At 41.8% G+C, this 15,548-nt stretch carries 14 protein-coding genes; 2 read left to right on the forward strand and 12 right to left on the reverse strand.

The annotated features are described in order from the left end of the window. Position 1: 1 nt before the first annotated feature. The 10 genes from NDJ01_RS18115 to ftnA form a co-directional block, all read right to left on the reverse strand. A complete protein-coding gene (locus NDJ01_RS18115; protein ID WP_258587092.1) occupies positions 2 to 1,363 on the reverse strand; it encodes a toll/interleukin-1 receptor domain-containing protein in 1,362 nt (453 codons plus the stop codon). Positions 1,364 to 1,423: 60 nt separating this feature from the next. Next, positions 1,424 to 2,557, reverse strand: coding sequence for a PfkB family carbohydrate kinase (locus NDJ01_RS18120; RefSeq protein ID WP_258587093.1), 1,134 nt, complete (start codon positions 2,555 to 2,557; stop codon positions 1,424 to 1,426). A 134-nt stretch (positions 2,558 to 2,691) separates the two neighbouring features. Continuing rightward, positions 2,692 to 3,747 (reverse strand): hypothetical protein, encoded by a 1,056-nt coding sequence (locus NDJ01_RS18125; protein ID WP_258587094.1) that lies wholly within the window; start codon positions 3,745 to 3,747, stop codon positions 2,692 to 2,694. Between the two features lie 89 nt (positions 3,748 to 3,836). After that, a complete protein-coding gene (locus NDJ01_RS18130; RefSeq protein WP_258587095.1) occupies positions 3,837 to 5,390 on the reverse strand; it encodes a TnsD family Tn7-like transposition protein in 1,554 nt (517 codons plus the stop codon). A 37-nt stretch (positions 5,391 to 5,427) separates the two neighbouring features. Continuing rightward, positions 5,428 to 6,849 carry an ATP-binding protein gene (locus NDJ01_RS18135; protein WP_258587096.1) on the reverse strand — a complete coding sequence of 474 codons (1,422 nt, stop codon included), beginning with the start codon at positions 6,847 to 6,849 and terminating at the stop codon, positions 5,428 to 5,430. After that, positions 6,846 to 8,981, reverse strand: a complete 2,136-nt coding sequence (locus NDJ01_RS18140; RefSeq protein ID WP_258587097.1) for a Mu transposase C-terminal domain-containing protein — start codon at positions 8,979 to 8,981, stop codon at positions 6,846 to 6,848. Before NDJ01_RS18140 ends, NDJ01_RS18135 begins: the two co-directional genes overlap by 4 nt. Further along, positions 8,968 to 9,795 (reverse strand): TnsA endonuclease N-terminal domain-containing protein, encoded by an 828-nt coding sequence (locus NDJ01_RS18145; protein ID WP_258587098.1) that lies wholly within the window; start codon positions 9,793 to 9,795, stop codon positions 8,968 to 8,970. The genes NDJ01_RS18140 and NDJ01_RS18145 overlap by 14 nt, the downstream gene beginning before the upstream one ends. A gap of 133 nt (positions 9,796 to 9,928) precedes the next feature. Then, positions 9,929 to 11,122 (reverse strand): NAD(P)/FAD-dependent oxidoreductase, encoded by a 1,194-nt coding sequence (locus NDJ01_RS18150; RefSeq protein ID WP_258587099.1) that lies wholly within the window; start codon positions 11,120 to 11,122, stop codon positions 9,929 to 9,931. A 180-nt stretch (positions 11,123 to 11,302) separates the two neighbouring features. Continuing rightward, positions 11,303 to 11,626, reverse strand: a complete 324-nt coding sequence (gene uspB, locus NDJ01_RS18155; protein WP_005394407.1) for a universal stress protein UspB — start codon at positions 11,624 to 11,626, stop codon at positions 11,303 to 11,305. Positions 11,627 to 11,717: 91 nt separating this feature from the next. Further along, complete coding sequence (gene ftnA / locus NDJ01_RS18160; protein WP_005379167.1) at positions 11,718 to 12,245, reverse strand: non-heme ferritin; 528 nt, start codon at positions 12,243 to 12,245, stop codon at positions 11,718 to 11,720. 281 nt (positions 12,246 to 12,526) lie between these two features. Between ftnA and uspA the strand changes: the two genes are divergently transcribed. Then, the gene (uspA, locus tag NDJ01_RS18165; RefSeq protein WP_005379165.1) at positions 12,527 to 12,952 is read left to right on the forward strand and encodes a universal stress protein UspA; all 426 of its coding nucleotides are present in this window, start codon (positions 12,527 to 12,529) and stop codon (positions 12,950 to 12,952) included. A 64-nt stretch (positions 12,953 to 13,016) separates the two neighbouring features. After that, the gene (locus NDJ01_RS18170) at positions 13,017 to 13,895 is read left to right on the forward strand and encodes a carboxylate/amino acid/amine transporter (RefSeq protein WP_258587100.1); all 879 of its coding nucleotides are present in this window, start codon (positions 13,017 to 13,019) and stop codon (positions 13,893 to 13,895) included. A gap of 72 nt (positions 13,896 to 13,967) precedes the next feature. On the opposite strand, the gene NDJ01_RS18175 is transcribed toward NDJ01_RS18170, so the two are convergent. Then, positions 13,968 to 14,540 carry a hypothetical protein gene (locus NDJ01_RS18175; protein ID WP_258587101.1) on the reverse strand — a complete coding sequence of 191 codons (573 nt, stop codon included), beginning with the start codon at positions 14,538 to 14,540 and terminating at the stop codon, positions 13,968 to 13,970. Positions 14,541 to 14,726: 186 nt separating this feature from the next. Then, a complete protein-coding gene (locus tag NDJ01_RS18180; RefSeq protein WP_005394395.1) occupies positions 14,727 to 15,506 on the reverse strand; it encodes a class I SAM-dependent methyltransferase in 780 nt (259 codons plus the stop codon). Between the last annotated feature and the right edge of the window lie 42 nt (positions 15,507 to 15,548).

Here is a 15,548-nt window from a genome sequence, read left to right on the forward strand (position 1 = left end):
GTCATCGGAAAATTCTCGGAAAAATAGTTATGAGTTCATGGAGCTTCATATCTGTAACTCCAACCGCAAACGAATCAATACGATCAGAAGAGAACATTGATTGCATCACATCGTTTAGCTCTCGATAGTAAAATAGATTATGGAACAAAACTCTTGCTCCATAAGGCAAATCATTAAATTGAGATGGAGTTTTATGACTTTTGAGTAAGTCAAAGTTTTGAAAGTGATGCAAACTCTCAGTATCTGCATCAATAGCAAACCTGCACCATTCTAAACCATCAAAAGTATCCGCTCCAGATGCTGCTAAAATTGCTATGCTACGAGGATTTCCAGTTCCAAGTAAGTGAACAGGTTGGTAATAGGGAAGTTTGTTCAGTTCATCTCGCACTCTCCTCATTGCATCAGCACGATCCTGCATTCCTGCTCCTAGCTCTCTCTCAGGAATTGCTATAATTGGAGGACTTAGCGCTTCAGAAACTCTTCGAACCAATTCAGGTAACATAGTGATTCCATTTTCATCTTGTGGAACATGGACAATTGGCAGAACAGGCTTATCTGTAAACTTGGAATCCCGTTCAACAGAATCAACGATATCATTGAGTATCGTATCAAGATCATCGCTAGGCTCTAAGTTATCAAAACAAAAAGCTAGATCATGTGGAATATTTCGTAAGACATCCTCTAGTGCCTCTGCTTTCCAATCTTTATCATCCTTTCTATGTGCCTCATAGTTTCCAGAATCGATTAAAACAAGACCTCCGTTCTGGTGATATTGCCTAATTCCATCGATCAGCTCTTCCTTATCTTCATCACGACACAAATCGTAAGCAGACACAAGAATAGCTGGTGTTTCACTAATCTTCAGAACAATTAAAGCTTCAGCGGGAGAGACATGTGTTTCATGCGAAGACACAGACATAAATAGACTAGGTAGTGGCAATTTATTACCTAAAATGCTCTGAAGCCTCTTTGGGGATTGTTTCGGCTCAACAATACTTCCTACCTTTCTCAATAGTTGCTGATACCCTTGATGAGATATATCCCCATCCCAACTTTGAAAATCAATGCTACTATAGGCGCCAAAAGGATAAGGAGAGTCGCTACTATCTATTTTTAAGGGAATTATGTTCTTTGTATGTTTCTCACCGATTTTCAGTTCTTCAGTAACTGTAGGTTTATCTGAAAAAGATGAAAAAATGGCTAATATGCATTTCGTTCCTGCAATATTTTTGTTTATTTCGGGAGCATATTGCCCAACAATCTTATCATCCCACCAAACAGTCCATTGCTCGGAAAGTAGTTGATATAATTTTTCCGCAATATCAAAATTTTCTTTTGGGTAAACTATATATATATCATTCATTAAACAACCCATTAATTTAAGTTGTAATTAAGTGTAGCGATTGGACATAAACATGAATATTCATACCCAAAAAGTCGAGTAAATGGAGGTTGTTAAATCAGTTGTCAACTTATCGTAGTTGTAATCTATATCTAGACCTAAACCTCTTTCATCAAGAACAACTATTTTGCTTCCCGAATGACAAAAATCATTAACTTTTCTTATTTGACCGCTGGTTAAATTATCATTAACAACCAAAACAACATCTGGTCTGATATCTATATGTTTGTCTAGATCCAGTACAGGACAATAAGCTTTTTGGCCAAGTTCATTTAACAGAAACTTGATTTCTTCAAGGACATATCGTTGTCCGATGGTATCTAATGAACCTTCGACACAAACACTCCTTGATAGACGAGTTTTTAGAGGCTCCCTTTGTTCCAATTGGCTTTGAGAGAAACTAAATAATCTATTTTCAGAGTAAATAGATACGGCACGGGAAGCTTTGTCTGCTGCAACTACTGGTGGTAGCTTCATTTTCGCCCAATAAAACGCAAACAAGGCACTGAAAACATCTCCTGTTCCTAGCTTAAAAACTAGTTCAGATTCGTATGCAGGAATAAAACTAACGTTGCCATTATCTTCAAATACAGTAGAACCAACTGGCCCCTGTTTAACTATTACAATGGAAGCACGCTCTTCTCTCAGTACCTTCTGGGCGGTTTCATGTACATTGTTCCCATACCCTTTGTGCAACAGTTCGAGTTCATTTAAAACAATAGCAAGCTCTTTTGCTGTAGAACCGTTTGAGTAGTATGACTCTTGATTCTGCCAAGTTTGCGGATCAAACACGACACGCTCACCTTGAACTTTTGCACTTCCCTCTAAAAAACCAAAACGAAGTACCGCATCCCCAACAACTTCGATGAGGGGGTGCTCCACCAAAGATGATCGCTCTGGCTGAATACATGGTGTGGAAAGTGGATGAAAATATGAAAATGCTATAGGGCATAACCTAGTTACTAGATTTAGACAAACCCCCATATTTTCAATGTGTTTTAATGAATTTAGCTCTTCTTCCGCAAGATATGTGTACAGTGTAACCTCTGAAGTAAGGCCAGATAAGGCTGCTGCTGCTCTTCCCCCTGAGCCAAACAAAGTATTCCAGACCGGAACGCTACAAAGCTCTCGATAAACACCTCCGGCAATATGCATCTTTCATCCTGAACAATATTTACTCTAGGCGAAATAATGCAACATACAGCATATAAATTCTCATTTAGGCATCACAAAAATGGTGTGTACTAGAGGTTTCTAGAAAACAACAGCTATGTCTCTACTACTACTACTTACGACCAAAAGAACCGCTGACGATATTTTCGGGGCCTCTTAGATTGTACTAAAACGAAGTCACAATAATTGTCTGTACCATCTACACAATAATTGTATTCCTTAGAGTGTAAGCGAGTATGCGCGATCACGAGGCTTTTATCGCAATACTTGCTACTATACTGATATAGAGTGCATCGCATACAATCTTTACTTTTTAACTTTATCACATCTATATTTACTGTCTTCTCAGGTATCAATCTCACTGGTATTTTAGTGAAAAAGGCCTTTTCATTTAAAAAGTTGTCTAAATGATTTGAGTGGTAGATGCTCACCTGCTGAAATGCAAACTCCCAGCATTCATCGTCCCAGTCCATAGGTAAGAAAAAGCCCGACTCTGAATATAGAAAGTTCAAACTAAAACCAGAGTTACCGCTAGGGGCACTTCTTTGAAAAGGCTTTGCATAATTGTGTATCCATATTCGAAACTCTCTTTTTATGCAAGGCATTAGGGGACCTACAACTCCATATTTACCTAAAAAGTTTCTATTTCTCGGCTTGTGATTGGTAGGTATACACCATTCTCTCTGACTCGCTATAGCAGAAAACTTACCTGCAAATACTAGCCTTAATTGTTTAATTGCATTGCCACGTGAGGTATCAACAACCTTTCTTAAGTTGGTATGATGTGTTTCACATATTGATGAGTAAAGCCAAGAAGAGTGCAGATAAGCAAATCCATTTTCTACAATAGACTTTTTTATGCATTCCTCGCAGTATCTAATGGGTATATCACCTTTCTTACCAGGTGAGTTGCTGCCCCATAACTCTTGCAGTTCAATGGATATTGTTTTGGGCGAATCGAACAAGCTCAAGGAGGAAATAAGATCGCTATTATCGATAGTGTTTAATAGTTCTTGAGCTGAAAGGTGTCCTAGTAGCGAAAGTTTACATTCTGGCCAAGAAGGATATTTATGCCAGCGCCCATTTTTTCCTATAAGACCACATTGCTCGTTAGACAATGAATAAATCTCAGAAATACGAAACAGCAAACTGTGAAAAGATTCTTGATCCACCCTATACATAAAATGCCCAGAACGTTAAAGGTATGTAAGTGAGTACATTTATCTTCCAAAATCGAGGTCTAGTAAATAGTTTTGAACTACTAAAGTAGCCCTCTTTCACGAAGGAATTCTCGTGTTTTAGGTAGTTTTTCGATCCTGGACGTAAGCCAGCCATGTGAACCCATAATCCGATCCATCTCTGTACGGGATAACTTTATGCTTGAAGAGAATAGGAGATTTCGAACTATAGCAATAACTTCATTATCTCTTTGATTCCAGTCAATCTTTTCAACATGCAATGTCTGAGAGGCAGCTGGAAGAACGGATTCAAGCCAATGAACCTCATGGTTGTATAACCAATAAAATGCAGCTTCGTTGGCTTTCTTGATAGTTTGTCGATTAGCGTTTGGATGAGAATCCACGAAACGTAATATTTTGCAACGATGCCTGCGCCTTAAAGACTCCGCTTTACATTGCTTCCTTCTCTCAACAAGACCTTTCGTAGTAGAAATTATTAATTCGACGCTCCCTGCAGAAATGCCATAACGTTTGGCAACAACATTTCTATGAAAACCTTTCTTTGCTAGCTCTACTACTGATTCTCTTAGTTTCCTAGTTATAGTCTTGGGTTTAAGGTTTACTGGAATATCATTCTTCAATGCTATACCTTTCACGTAGCATCTGCTTTTATCAATTTTTCGACTTACCGCTGCCATCGAAAGTCCTAATATTAACAAGTCGCAGCACTGTTTTTCTTTGCCTAAATCTTCTTCGTCATGAACAAAGTTTTTTGTATTACTAGATTGGCAACGAGATAAGTAAAACTCCAATAACAGATGCTTAAAAGGGTGCTGGGAATTCAAACCAGTAAAGAGAGAAGAAAAGTAACGATAGTCGTCTACTGACCTTGGTAATAGTTCAGCATTTGTTGAAGATAGCTCTTTTGATAAATAAAACAGTTCCCTTGCCATTTTTTTCCGTTTGATTCTTCCCTTTTGGGTTAGACCTCCAGTAAGCAATAACTTTCTTAAATAGCTATCACTAAAAGATTCAAGGTTTGATACTTCGAACTGTAACCTCTTAACTTTATGCTCGACGAACTCTGAGAATTCTTTGGTTAAATAACCACAGCTTCGCGATTGCCACCTACTATCAGGAAGTAAGTGGCCACCGGCATGGTTGCGACTCGTAAACTCAACATGAACCAACCATATTGTATGTCTAGAGCAAATATTGAGGCCAGGCACTTGGTGAAGTAGATGCCAATAGGCTACACCAAAATTTTGCATATCTTCTTTTGCACATTGAGGACAATACTTCACGGATAAACGTTCGCAATCACGAAAGGTCGACAATTGACATGCTCTCACTATGTCATTAGAAGCAGCCGTGACATCATTAATCACGGAACGATACTTCGGTAAATAGTGTGAAAATATAGGCCGTAAAGTTTGTTGCGATAAAAGCTGCGATGCCGTCTCATCTGTAAACTTGCAAATTAAGTGTAAATTGGAAGTTAGATAGGGGTGAATTACTGCTCTACCATCGCCTACAAGTCGTTTTAGAACTTGAGTTGGGGAAACTCCACAAGTAGCCAAATGGCGACATATACGACTAAATAAAGATTCATCCGGAAGCACTTTAGGTAGCTGCATGAAGAATTCCCATCTAACTAATCCGAATTTCTAAGTATTAAGATAGTTCTTTGAGCGGGTCGTCAAGGACGATGCTTCGAGCTCTTAGGTAACGCATAGGATTTTTTAAACCAGCAGCTTGTTGGAAAAGAGCTGGGTCGTCAATTCTACTGCTCAAATCAACGGCCCCAACCAATTCGATCAGCCTAGAAGCAAACTCAGGGTGCTGCGGTTTAGTGATATCACCTGTTGTATCAACAGCCTTAACAATTAACTCCTCCTTGCGCTGGGAGTTACGCTGCTTACCTTTGGGCAAAGAAGTAATAGAAGCTTTTAAGCTATCCACTTCTTCGGTTTGCCTCGAAAGGCCACAAGCAACAGCATTACCTGCGGACAAAGTTGCAGGGGTGATGCGTTCATCATCCGAGCCAATAACTAAGCGTTGAGCTTCTCTATAGGTTCTACTGGCCATATCTATGTTACCAACAGACAAAGAATGAAGAACATCATTTAGCTCTTCAGTAAGATCTGTATATACGTTGGTCCATTGGTACTGCCAAAGCTGATCTATAAACGCATTCCACGAGATGCTATCCCTTGTTAAAACAGACATTGTATGGTGATAACCACTTTCAGCTCGACGAGCAGCTTTAAGCTCCTTGATTAAAGATTGGTCAAACGGAGGATTTGCGACGAAGAAAAGCGGAACTCCTAACTTGTTCATTAGTCGATGCAAAAACTTTAAAAGGTTATTCTCTCCACCGGTTCTTTTAAACTTTAGGTTTTGCATTTCATCAATCACTAGAATACCAAGAAAGCTTGATTTTATTGACTGCTCTAGCTGCCTGATTAAAGAACCAATCGTCCCTGCAGGCTTTGTTCTTTCTCTATCGAGAGTTAAATCTAGTGCTGAAAGTATCTCTTCACACAGATCCCTAACACTAGAATTGCTAGGGCAGTCCACTTTTATCCAGACAACTTGTTTTCTTAGATCGAGTGGCATGCCTTTATAAGACTCGTGCACAATTACAGTCGGAAAATATTCTAGAACTTGCTCAACCATCGAGGTTTTACCAACACCACTCTCACCGATTAGCGTAAGCCCGTCTCCTTTTGGTTGAAAGTACCCTGTTCTCGGCTCAATATCTGGTCGTTCATCAACCAAATAATGTAAAAATTGAGCAGTTGTAGGACTCAGCGGATTCTTGGTCGAATAGCCCTTTTTTATGGCTCTTTCTACAGCTCGGAAGCAGGCTTCATAATCAGTAAGAGGTTGCCTGATTTCTTCAATGCGATTTAGGTACTCATCACGTACTAATGGATCTTCATGGTCAGCAATCTCTTCTGAGTAATCAGGATAATTACTAAAGTCTTCCATAACATTTACCCATGACTTTTTAGCTGGAAGGGCTTCTATGATTGGGTTACCTCGATGCTCAGGAAGAATTGCATCTTGGTACACTGCAGACTCAATTCTCATGACTCACCTCTAGTTCTTCTTTTTCTACCTCTTGGTAATGGAACTACTTTATCGTTAAAGGATGCTTCATCAACAGTACCATTATCGACTGAAGCTACCGATTTTGGTGTAATCATATTTGTTGTCGCTTCTAACTCGTCTTTACGTCTTTGGCGGGTATTCTTCGTTCTATCCTTTAAAGAAGATTTTTCAGTCTGTTGGTTTCTGTGTTTAGCCTGTCGAGTAACATCCTGTAGATGCTTATGATCATCAATTGAGGCTACTGATATAGGTGTGAGTTCTTTCTTATAATCGAGCCAATCCTGAACAAAAATCGATTCAAACATAGACTTATCACTTAGCATACGGCTTCTAGACAAAAGGTCACATCGAATAAATTCTTTGTTCTTATCCAAGCGAACATAAATATAATTCGTTGTATTTTCGTCAATTCTTGCCTCAAGCTTCCAGCGACCTGACGACCTAGCGACAGATGCTAAGTTTAGCTCTTCTACTTCTGCACATGAGTAGTACATGCCATTAAAATATATTCCACTTCGAGTCATACTTACTTCTGCAGAAGGCAACAATCTAGCGATCACTTCATCACTGTTAGCAAACTGAAGATCGTGTCTATGTTTTGCAAGATGTACTTTCCAGTAGTTTAGAGGTGTTGGGGATAGATCATGCTCAATGAGTAGAGGACTAGTAAAAGCCAAATCATCAAAAATGGATCGGTTATGCTCTAGTACTGTTTTAATTATCTCAGCAGTTACTTCTTTTAGCGTATAGAGTGCCACTTTTCTTGGATCTTCATTACCTCTTACAACTGGACCACCTCTTGTTGAACCTAATAGATCATGAAGTGACTCTTTATTAAGAATATCAAAGCGTTTCTCCACAACCCCTTTGCAATCTGGTCGGTATGGTGGAGTAAATGATAATTGCGTCATTGGTGTCAGTGCTTTTCTGGGCTGCACTCCTATCATTTCACCATTATCGCAGACCAGCTCTTTAGGGATATGAGCACAGGGCCAGTCTGAGTCTTCTATATCGATACCAAAGCTCTTACAGTAATCAGATTTGGGCAAGAAAGCATTGGTTAATGCCTGTCGAGCAGCACGCCATGAAGCATGATATAGAGATACATGCATACCAACTATCATTCGACTTGCTCTATCCGCTACGATGTAAATCGTCGGTCGCCCTAAGACCTCTTCTGGCCTAAATTCAGATACGATATGTACGTCAGCAACAGTTGCATCTATTTCAAAGTGAGTACCAAGCAAATAGCTTCGGTCTGTAATACTGCCTAGGACTCCTCTTTTATTTCTGAGGTAATCATTTTCTGACGTTCGTTGTTTGATTATCTGCTCTTTACTAAATAGCTTTGTACGCCAATAGCTAAACTGTTTCTCAGTTGGTACCAAAGGAGGCAGCCCCCAAACCTCTGCCAGCCTAATTTCTTTTGAATAGCTATCTTTAAGCAGGTTTTTATAGGTTTTTGCCAACGTAAGTCCAGATTCTTTGAGGTAGTACTTCTTTAGCGCTTTCTTAAATTTCTTCTTGTCATCATCATAAATTATATACTTCGCAGCTCTGTCAACAGCTATCGTTCTTGGCTGTTTCGGTGCACCTAATGGCTTCGTTGTTGGAGTTCGTTCTCGACCAGCTCCTCCACTATTTGCAAATGCTGGCAAAAGAGCCATCTTATCCTGTCCATTTCGCCAATATAGGGTGAGCAACCTAGCTAAAGATTTACGATCTACACCCACTTTCCTAGCATGTTCGCTTAACTGGGTAAAACGCTTCTTAGTCGCATAATCAAATACAAAACTCTGATCGAATATTACACCTTTGATCAGTTCATAATTTTTTTCTCTTCGATCAATGCGCTCTTCTGGAATTCTATCTTCATCAACCAATAGATAAGCAGGTAATTTATAGTGTGTTTTTTCCGCTTTGCGACTAGAAACAGACTCAATGAAACCTTCCAAGGACACTGCCATCGGTCTAATTATCGTTGAAGAGTCATCTAACGAGAATAAAATAACAATTTCAACATCATGTAAAATATCTAACAAACGATAGAGACCATCTTCAAGTAAATTTGAATGGCTTACTCTCCAGACACTGTTTTTAGGAAGCTCCATATAAGATACCTCCTTGTTGTTCAGCCACAGACTTAACATCAATTAATCCCGATTCAACAATATTTGTAGACAGGTCTACACCAATATATCTATCAGCAATTAGAAAACGAATTAGCAGTAGGGCATCTTCATGAGTAGTAACGTTCAATAAAATTAGTTGATTACAAAGGTCTTCTATAAAGTACTGCCTAACAGAAAAAATAGAGAGAGCATAGCCAATTTGATCAGATGAAAAACTCACAGGGTTATGACGAAAAGGGGATGTAACCCACTGAAGGTTACAGCTTTGAACTTGAGTTAATTCATTTCCAGTAAAGTAACTGAACTTGACTCCTATTAGTTCCCAGAAAACTCGTTCGATATCTATTTTTTCTAGCACCCTTAAATCACTAGAGTCATCTTCGGGTTTAACAGAAACAGCGTGATATACCGTACCTTTTGGGGAACCTATCGTGAGTAGCTGATCTGTTGTAATAATAACTGGTTCTTTTGTTTTCGGGTGTGTGGGATGTTCGACACCAAGGGTCTTAGCAATTTTCTGAGTGAGATTGAGAGGAAAAAGGGGAAACTGCTCCCTAATGTCGATTACTTGAGTAGAAAACTCAGCGAGGTGAAAGAACTCACTTTCTATTGAAGACATCATATGGTGCTCTCTTTGAGACTTTCTACCATAAATGAGAGAGCGTGTACCTTTCGATTTTACATCCTGAATGTTGAGCCAAGGCTTATACTGAGAACCTTGGCCTATCCCATATTTGTTCCTTAAGTGCCGCTGATAATCATCCAACGACTCGATTTTTCGACCACGTCCCATACTAAATCCAATAAGGCTTACCTGCATAAAGCATAGTAATAACGCATTACTATGGGCAAACTTTATTGTCTAAAAGTATACTTGTGGGCGAGCTTTAATGCTTATGGGTGAACTTTATTGTCTCTGCACATGATTACACCCACTGACCCGCGACAAAGCCGCTCGACCAGCACCACTGAAAATTATAGCCCCCTAACCAGCCAGTCACGTCCATGACTTCACCAATGAAGTAAAGCCCTTTGATGTCTTTGCATTCCATGGTTTTCGAAGATAAGTGATCGGTATCCACACCGCCGAGTGTCACTTCCGCGGTTCGGTAGCCTTCAGTGCCATTCGGGGCGATATCCCAATGTTCTAAACGCGCCACAATCGCCGCAAGCTCCTTTTGATTGAACTGCTTTAACGGTTTATCGACCAGCTCTTTACGTTCAATCAAGACTTCAACCAAGCGCTTTGGTAGCACTTTAGCGAGCGTATTTTTGAGCGACTGATTCGGATGCTTTTCACGGCTGCGTTCTAATAACTCGGCAACATCATCATTTGGCACCAGATTAATCGACACCTTTTGCCCCGCTCGCCAGAATGATGAAATCTGTAAAACGGCTGGGCCAGATAAACCACGATGTGTGAACAACAGGGCTTCTTTGAACATGGTGCCATCTTCAGCTGTAATTTCCGCAGGTACCGCGATACCAGATAACTCAGCAAAGTCTTCTTTGTCTTCTTTATGCAACGTAAATGGCACCAGCCCTGCCGTAGTTGGGATAACTCGAAGACCAAATTGTTCCGCGATTTTATAACCAAATGGTGTCGCCCCCAGTTTTGGCATCGACAAGCCACCTGTTGCGATAACTAAAGACTCACACTCAACTGGCTCGGTACCCGCGTGCAAACGAAAACCTTCATCGATTTTCTCAATTGAGTGAACATCGCATTGGTAACGCTGCTCGATATTCGGCATGTCACACTCAGCCAACAGCATCTTCACGATGTCTTTCGCCGTAAACGCATCGACACAAAACAGCTGACCGTGATCGCGCTCTTCAAATTCAATACCATGCTTACACACCATCGAGATAAAATCCCAGTTGGTGTATTGAGAAAGCGCCGACTTAACGAAATGCGGGTTTTGGCATAGGTAGTTGCTGGCTGAGACGTCGTAATTAGTGAAGTTACAACGGCCACCGCCTGAGATAAGGATTTTACGTCCTGGCTTTTTAGCATGATCGAGCACCAAAACACGGCGGCCTCGCTTGCCGGCTTCTGCAGCACACATCAAACCCGCTGCGCCTGCGCCAATTACAACAACATCAAATTTCTTACTCATCGGTAGCTCTTAGACTGATTGGGATCGAATCGAAATAAAAAAGGATGTGCACATTGCACATCCTTGCTTTCTAGGCGCGACATTCTACCGACAAATCTCGAAGGGGAAAAGCGCTTAAACGGTAAGCGCTATGCATACCCGTACAATCCTAGGAGATTAACTCGCTAGATTATTGATTCTTTAAAGAATGAAGGCCGCGAGTAGGGTAACACCGAGCAAAGCGGTCGATAAAACAAATAGCTCACGCACCCTTTCGCACTTACCAGTAAAAATCTCATCGTGGTGATGGTGATATTCTTTACTTTTGATGTAGTGGAACAAACGCACCTGTTTGGTGACATTTCCATGGGTGGTAAAAAAGCCATTGCCATCAACTTGCTGATATAACAACGGATGCGCTTCACGCATGATGTAAATTAGAGAACGAAGAGCGGTGAGATACCGGATCATGTTGACTCCAGTTACCACCATTAGCGCAAATAAGATTGTGTCTCCACTGATCATCTTTTCCTCCCTACATCTTCAACAATGCTCAAGAGAAAAAGACGATCAATGCTTCGTCTTTACCCGCTACTTATAGCGTCAAAAAACGCGTTTACGCAGCTGGAGCATCCATGATTGAAGATGAACCTTCTTTCGCCATTTGTGCTAGATCTTTGTCGATGAAGAACAATGCTTTACCATCTTCACCTACTAATTCGATCTTATCTAAAATCCCTTTAAACAACTTCTCTTCTTCGTGCTGTTCAGACACGTACCACTGTAGGAAGTTAAACGTTGAGTAGTCTTGGCTAGTAAATGCAACATGTGCCAATTTATTGATTTTTTCCGTGATCATTTGCTCATGTTCGAAGGTCTCGCGGAAAACATCACCTAAGCTAGCAAAATCATGCTTTGGTGCATCAATAGCGCCCAAAATTGGCATTGAGCCAGTTTCACTTACGTAGGTGAATAGGCGTTGCATGTGCTCCATTTCTTCTACGGCGTGAGCGCGTAAAAATTCAGCCGCACCTTCAAAACCTTTGTCTTCACACCAAGCACTCATTTGTAAGTATAGATTGGATGAGAAAAATTCTAGGTTAATTTGCTCATTCAATTGTTCGACCATAGTTTGAGACAGCATGTTAACTCCTATTAATGTGCATGCAATATACCCAAGTAACCTCGAAATAAACGACGCCGCGAGATTGACTTACTCTACATCAGAGGCAAGGTTTTACTTGAACTATAGTCAGTAACGGAGCGCTGAACTCCGCATCTCAAAGTCACTTGGGTATAACGCCACTATAACATGATTACTGAGACAAGACTTTGTACCTACGACACTGATATGAGATCACTTCAGCAAATTTTTTTGGGGGTTAGTGCTAATCTAAAACTATGACCTTACAAGGAGATAGCAATATGAGTTACAAACACATACTTGTGGCAGTCGACCTGTCAGACGACAGTAAAGTGTTGATTAAAAAAGCCGTATCACTGGCTAAACCTCTGGATGCGAAAGTCTCTTTTATTCACATCGACGTGAACTACGCAGAGCTCTACACCGGGCTTATCGACATCAATATGGCAGAAGCGCAACATCAAGCAATGGAAGCGTCGCGCACACAATTGGCGAATTTCGCAGAATATGCGCAATACCCAATTGCCCATACTTTAGTCGGTAGTGGCGATTTGAGTAATGAGCTGTGCGATACCATTCAAGACTACAGTATCGATTTGGTGGTTTGTGGTCATCACCAAGATTTCTGGAGCAAGATTCTGTCTTCGACTCGACAACTGATTAACTGCTCTCCAGTCGATATGCTGGTCGTACCGCTAAAAGACTGATTGGCGCGACGTTAAAACTTGGTTAGACTGCGGGCACATTTGTTGTTGATAAAGATTCTCATCCATGGCTTATCTATCCGCAGTTACCCTACTTTGGGCATTCTCATTTAGCCTGATCGGCGTTTACCTCGCTGGTCAGGTTGATTCTTGGTTCTCGGTGTTCATGCGCGTGGCACTGGCGAGTCTGGTTTTCATTCCCTTTTTAAAATTCCGCGGCGTTAGCAAATCCTTAATCGCGAAACTGATGACGGTCGGTGGCTTTCAGCTCGGTCTGATGTACTGCTTCTACTACCAATCTTTTTTGCTCCTTTCCGTGCCAGAAGTATTGCTGTTCACCGTATTCACACCCATTTACGTCACGCTGATCTATGACTTCTTGAAAGGTCGCTTTTCACCTTGGTATTTGGTTACCGCGGCGATTGCTGTATTTGGCGCAGCCTGGATTAAGTTTGCAGGCATTAATGAAGACTTCCTGCTGGGCTTTTTGGTCGTACAAGGAGCAAACCTCTGTTTTGCCATTGGTCAGGTAGGCTACAAATACATCATGGAAAATGAGCCGGTTGATTTGCCACAACACACCGTGTTTGGTTACTTCTACTTAGGTGCGCTTTGTGTAGCAACCGTGGCTTTCGCTCTGATGGGCAACCTCGACAAACTACCCACCACCGCAACGCAATGGGGCATTCTGACGTACCTTGGTTTAATTGCTTCCGGTTTTGGTTACTTCGCGTGGAACAAAGGCGCAACCATGGTAAACGCAGGAGCACTTGCAGTAATGAACAACGCGTTAGTGCCAGCAGGTTTGATTGTGAACATTGTGATTTGGAACCGCGATGTTGATGTCATGCGACTCGCTATTGGCGGTGCGATCATCATGCTATCGCTATGGATTAACGAAACCTGGGTGAAAAAGCGCGTCGAAATGAGCTACGCCAAGAAGTAAAGCGACCGCTCCCAACACACATACCGACAATAAAAAACGCTCTCCAACTGGAGAGCGTTTTTTTGGATTAGATTAATGCACTTTGACTTGCGAGCTTGTGCTCATCAACGCATTAGGTGGCGTTGATAGCAACACCTCTAGCTTGGCATTGCGCGCTTCAAGCTTGCGCTGACGCTTAAGTAACTTTTGTTGTTTTTTCGCTACTTTTAACAACTTTTTCTGCTGCTTATAATGCTTTTTCAGTGCTTTTTTCGCTTTCTTAAGCGATTTTTTATCCGCTAAATCAAACCATACTGGTGCGTCGGTTCTTACTGGCTCTAGGGATTTTTCGGCTTGCTTTTTCTCTTTCACGCGCTCAACAACACGCTTCACAATCGCTGCTTTTTCGTTGCTTTGTTTTGTTGTCACAGGAATCGGTTGTACTGGCAGCGCTTCAGCCAATAAGCCACATGATTGTTGCTCGTTCAATGGCTTGTCTTGGCACTTTTGCGGCGGAATAGCGGCTGGTTTACACAGGGTACCTTTGGCCGCTGAAGAGCGTGCGCAAGAGCGACAAACAAACTTTGGTGCGACAACTAAACGATGGATGTCGCCAAGCTCCGCCGCGATCTGTTTACGACTCATTTTACATAAGCGTTTAGCCATTCTACTACTCCAGCTTCCCAATTATCGACCGCATCACAACAAGTGAAATAATAATAATTCTTAGTTAGATATACAGTCAGGGAGGAGAATTAGCAAGAGAAAACTATCAGTAACGGTTCAGAAAGAGAGGCTTGATCACAGCACGATACACCGTACTGTGACAAGAAAAGTTGAGCGGTCAGGAAGTTATGCCATTGAGGCTTTAACATAGACATCAAAGCGATTTTTTTTGGTTTCAATCGCCATAGTCGGCTTTTGCTCGTTCAGCCAGTTTGCATAGTCTGGGCGCTTCACCACCACGCGTTTTGTGGCTAACGCCATGGCAGGATCTAGCAAACCATCGGCGTCCAAATCGGCGCCAACCAACGATTGGAAAACGCGCATCTCTTTTTTTACGAGCGCCGATTTCTTCTTGTTTTCTGGGTGCGGATACATAGGGTCGAGATACACCACATCTGGCTGAACAAAGTCTTCATCTTGTGCCAGCTGTTCCAATGCATCATGACTGGAGGCATGGATCAGCGACATACGCTCTGATACCCAAGTTCCAATTTCAGGGTCTTGTTTCGCACGCGCTAAGCCGTCATCTAGCAACGCTGCGACTACCGGGTGTCGCTCCACCATCTGTACCTTACAGCCGAGCGAAGCCAAAACGAATGCGTCACGTCCCAGCCCCGCCGTGCCGTCTAGAACGGTTGGCGTTGCCCCTTTGTTCAAACCTGCGGCTTTTGCGATGGCTTGGCCCTTACCACCACCAAATTTTCGGCGATGTCCCACTGCGCCACCAATTAAATCGACAAAAATAGCGCCCAACTTTGGCTCATCCACTTTACGCAGCTCTAAACGCTCGGTGGTCAGCACCAAAGCAAAATCGCTCTCGTCAGTGTGAGAAAGCTGCCAGCGCGCAGCCAGTTCATCCAGATGAGGTTGTTGAGACGGGTCTTCACAGATCAATTGCAGTTGCAAAAGGAGGCTCCAATAAAAAATCGCGGTAACTGGCGCTGAGTG

This window comes from Vibrio sp. HS-50-1, assembly GCF_024747315.1.
GTDB lineage: Bacteria > Pseudomonadota > Gammaproteobacteria > Enterobacterales > Vibrionaceae > Vibrio > Vibrio diabolicus.

Excerpts from the sequence above, each read along its gene's own strand:
- NDJ01_RS18150 (WP_258587099.1), bottom strand. The coding sequence starts at position 11,122 with ATGAGTAAGAAATTTGATGTTGTTGTAATTGGCGCAGGCGCAGCGGGT.
- NDJ01_RS18135 (WP_258587096.1), bottom strand. The coding sequence starts at position 6,849 with ATGAGAATTGAGTCTGCAGTGTACCAAGATGCAATTCTTCCTGAGCAT.
- NDJ01_RS18175 (WP_258587101.1), bottom strand. The coding sequence starts at position 14,540 with ATGGCTAAACGCTTATGTAAAATGAGTCGTAAACAGATCGCGGCGGAG.
- NDJ01_RS18140 (WP_258587097.1), bottom strand. The coding sequence starts at position 8,981 with ATGGAGCTTCCTAAAAACAGTGTCTGGAGAGTAAGCCATTCAAATTTA.
- NDJ01_RS18115 (WP_258587092.1), bottom strand. The coding sequence starts at position 1,363 with ATGAATGATATATATATAGTTTACCCAAAAGAAAATTTTGATATTGCG.
- NDJ01_RS18130 (WP_258587095.1), bottom strand. The coding sequence starts at position 5,390 with ATGCAGCTACCTAAAGTGCTTCCGGATGAATCTTTATTTAGTCGTATA.
- NDJ01_RS18170 (WP_258587100.1), top strand. The coding sequence starts at position 13,017 with ATGGCTTATCTATCCGCAGTTACCCTACTTTGGGCATTCTCATTTAGC.
- NDJ01_RS18120 (WP_258587093.1), bottom strand. The coding sequence starts at position 2,557 with ATGCATATTGCCGGAGGTGTTTATCGAGAGCTTTGTAGCGTTCCGGTC.
- uspB (WP_005394407.1), bottom strand. The coding sequence starts at position 11,626 with ATGATCAGTGGAGACACAATCTTATTTGCGCTAATGGTGGTAACTGGA.
- ftnA (WP_005379167.1), bottom strand. The coding sequence starts at position 12,245 with ATGCTGTCTCAAACTATGGTCGAACAATTGAATGAGCAAATTAACCTA.
- NDJ01_RS18145 (WP_258587098.1), bottom strand. The coding sequence starts at position 9,795 with ATGGGACGTGGTCGAAAAATCGAGTCGTTGGATGATTATCAGCGGCAC.
- uspA (WP_005379165.1), top strand. The coding sequence starts at position 12,527 with ATGAGTTACAAACACATACTTGTGGCAGTCGACCTGTCAGACGACAGT.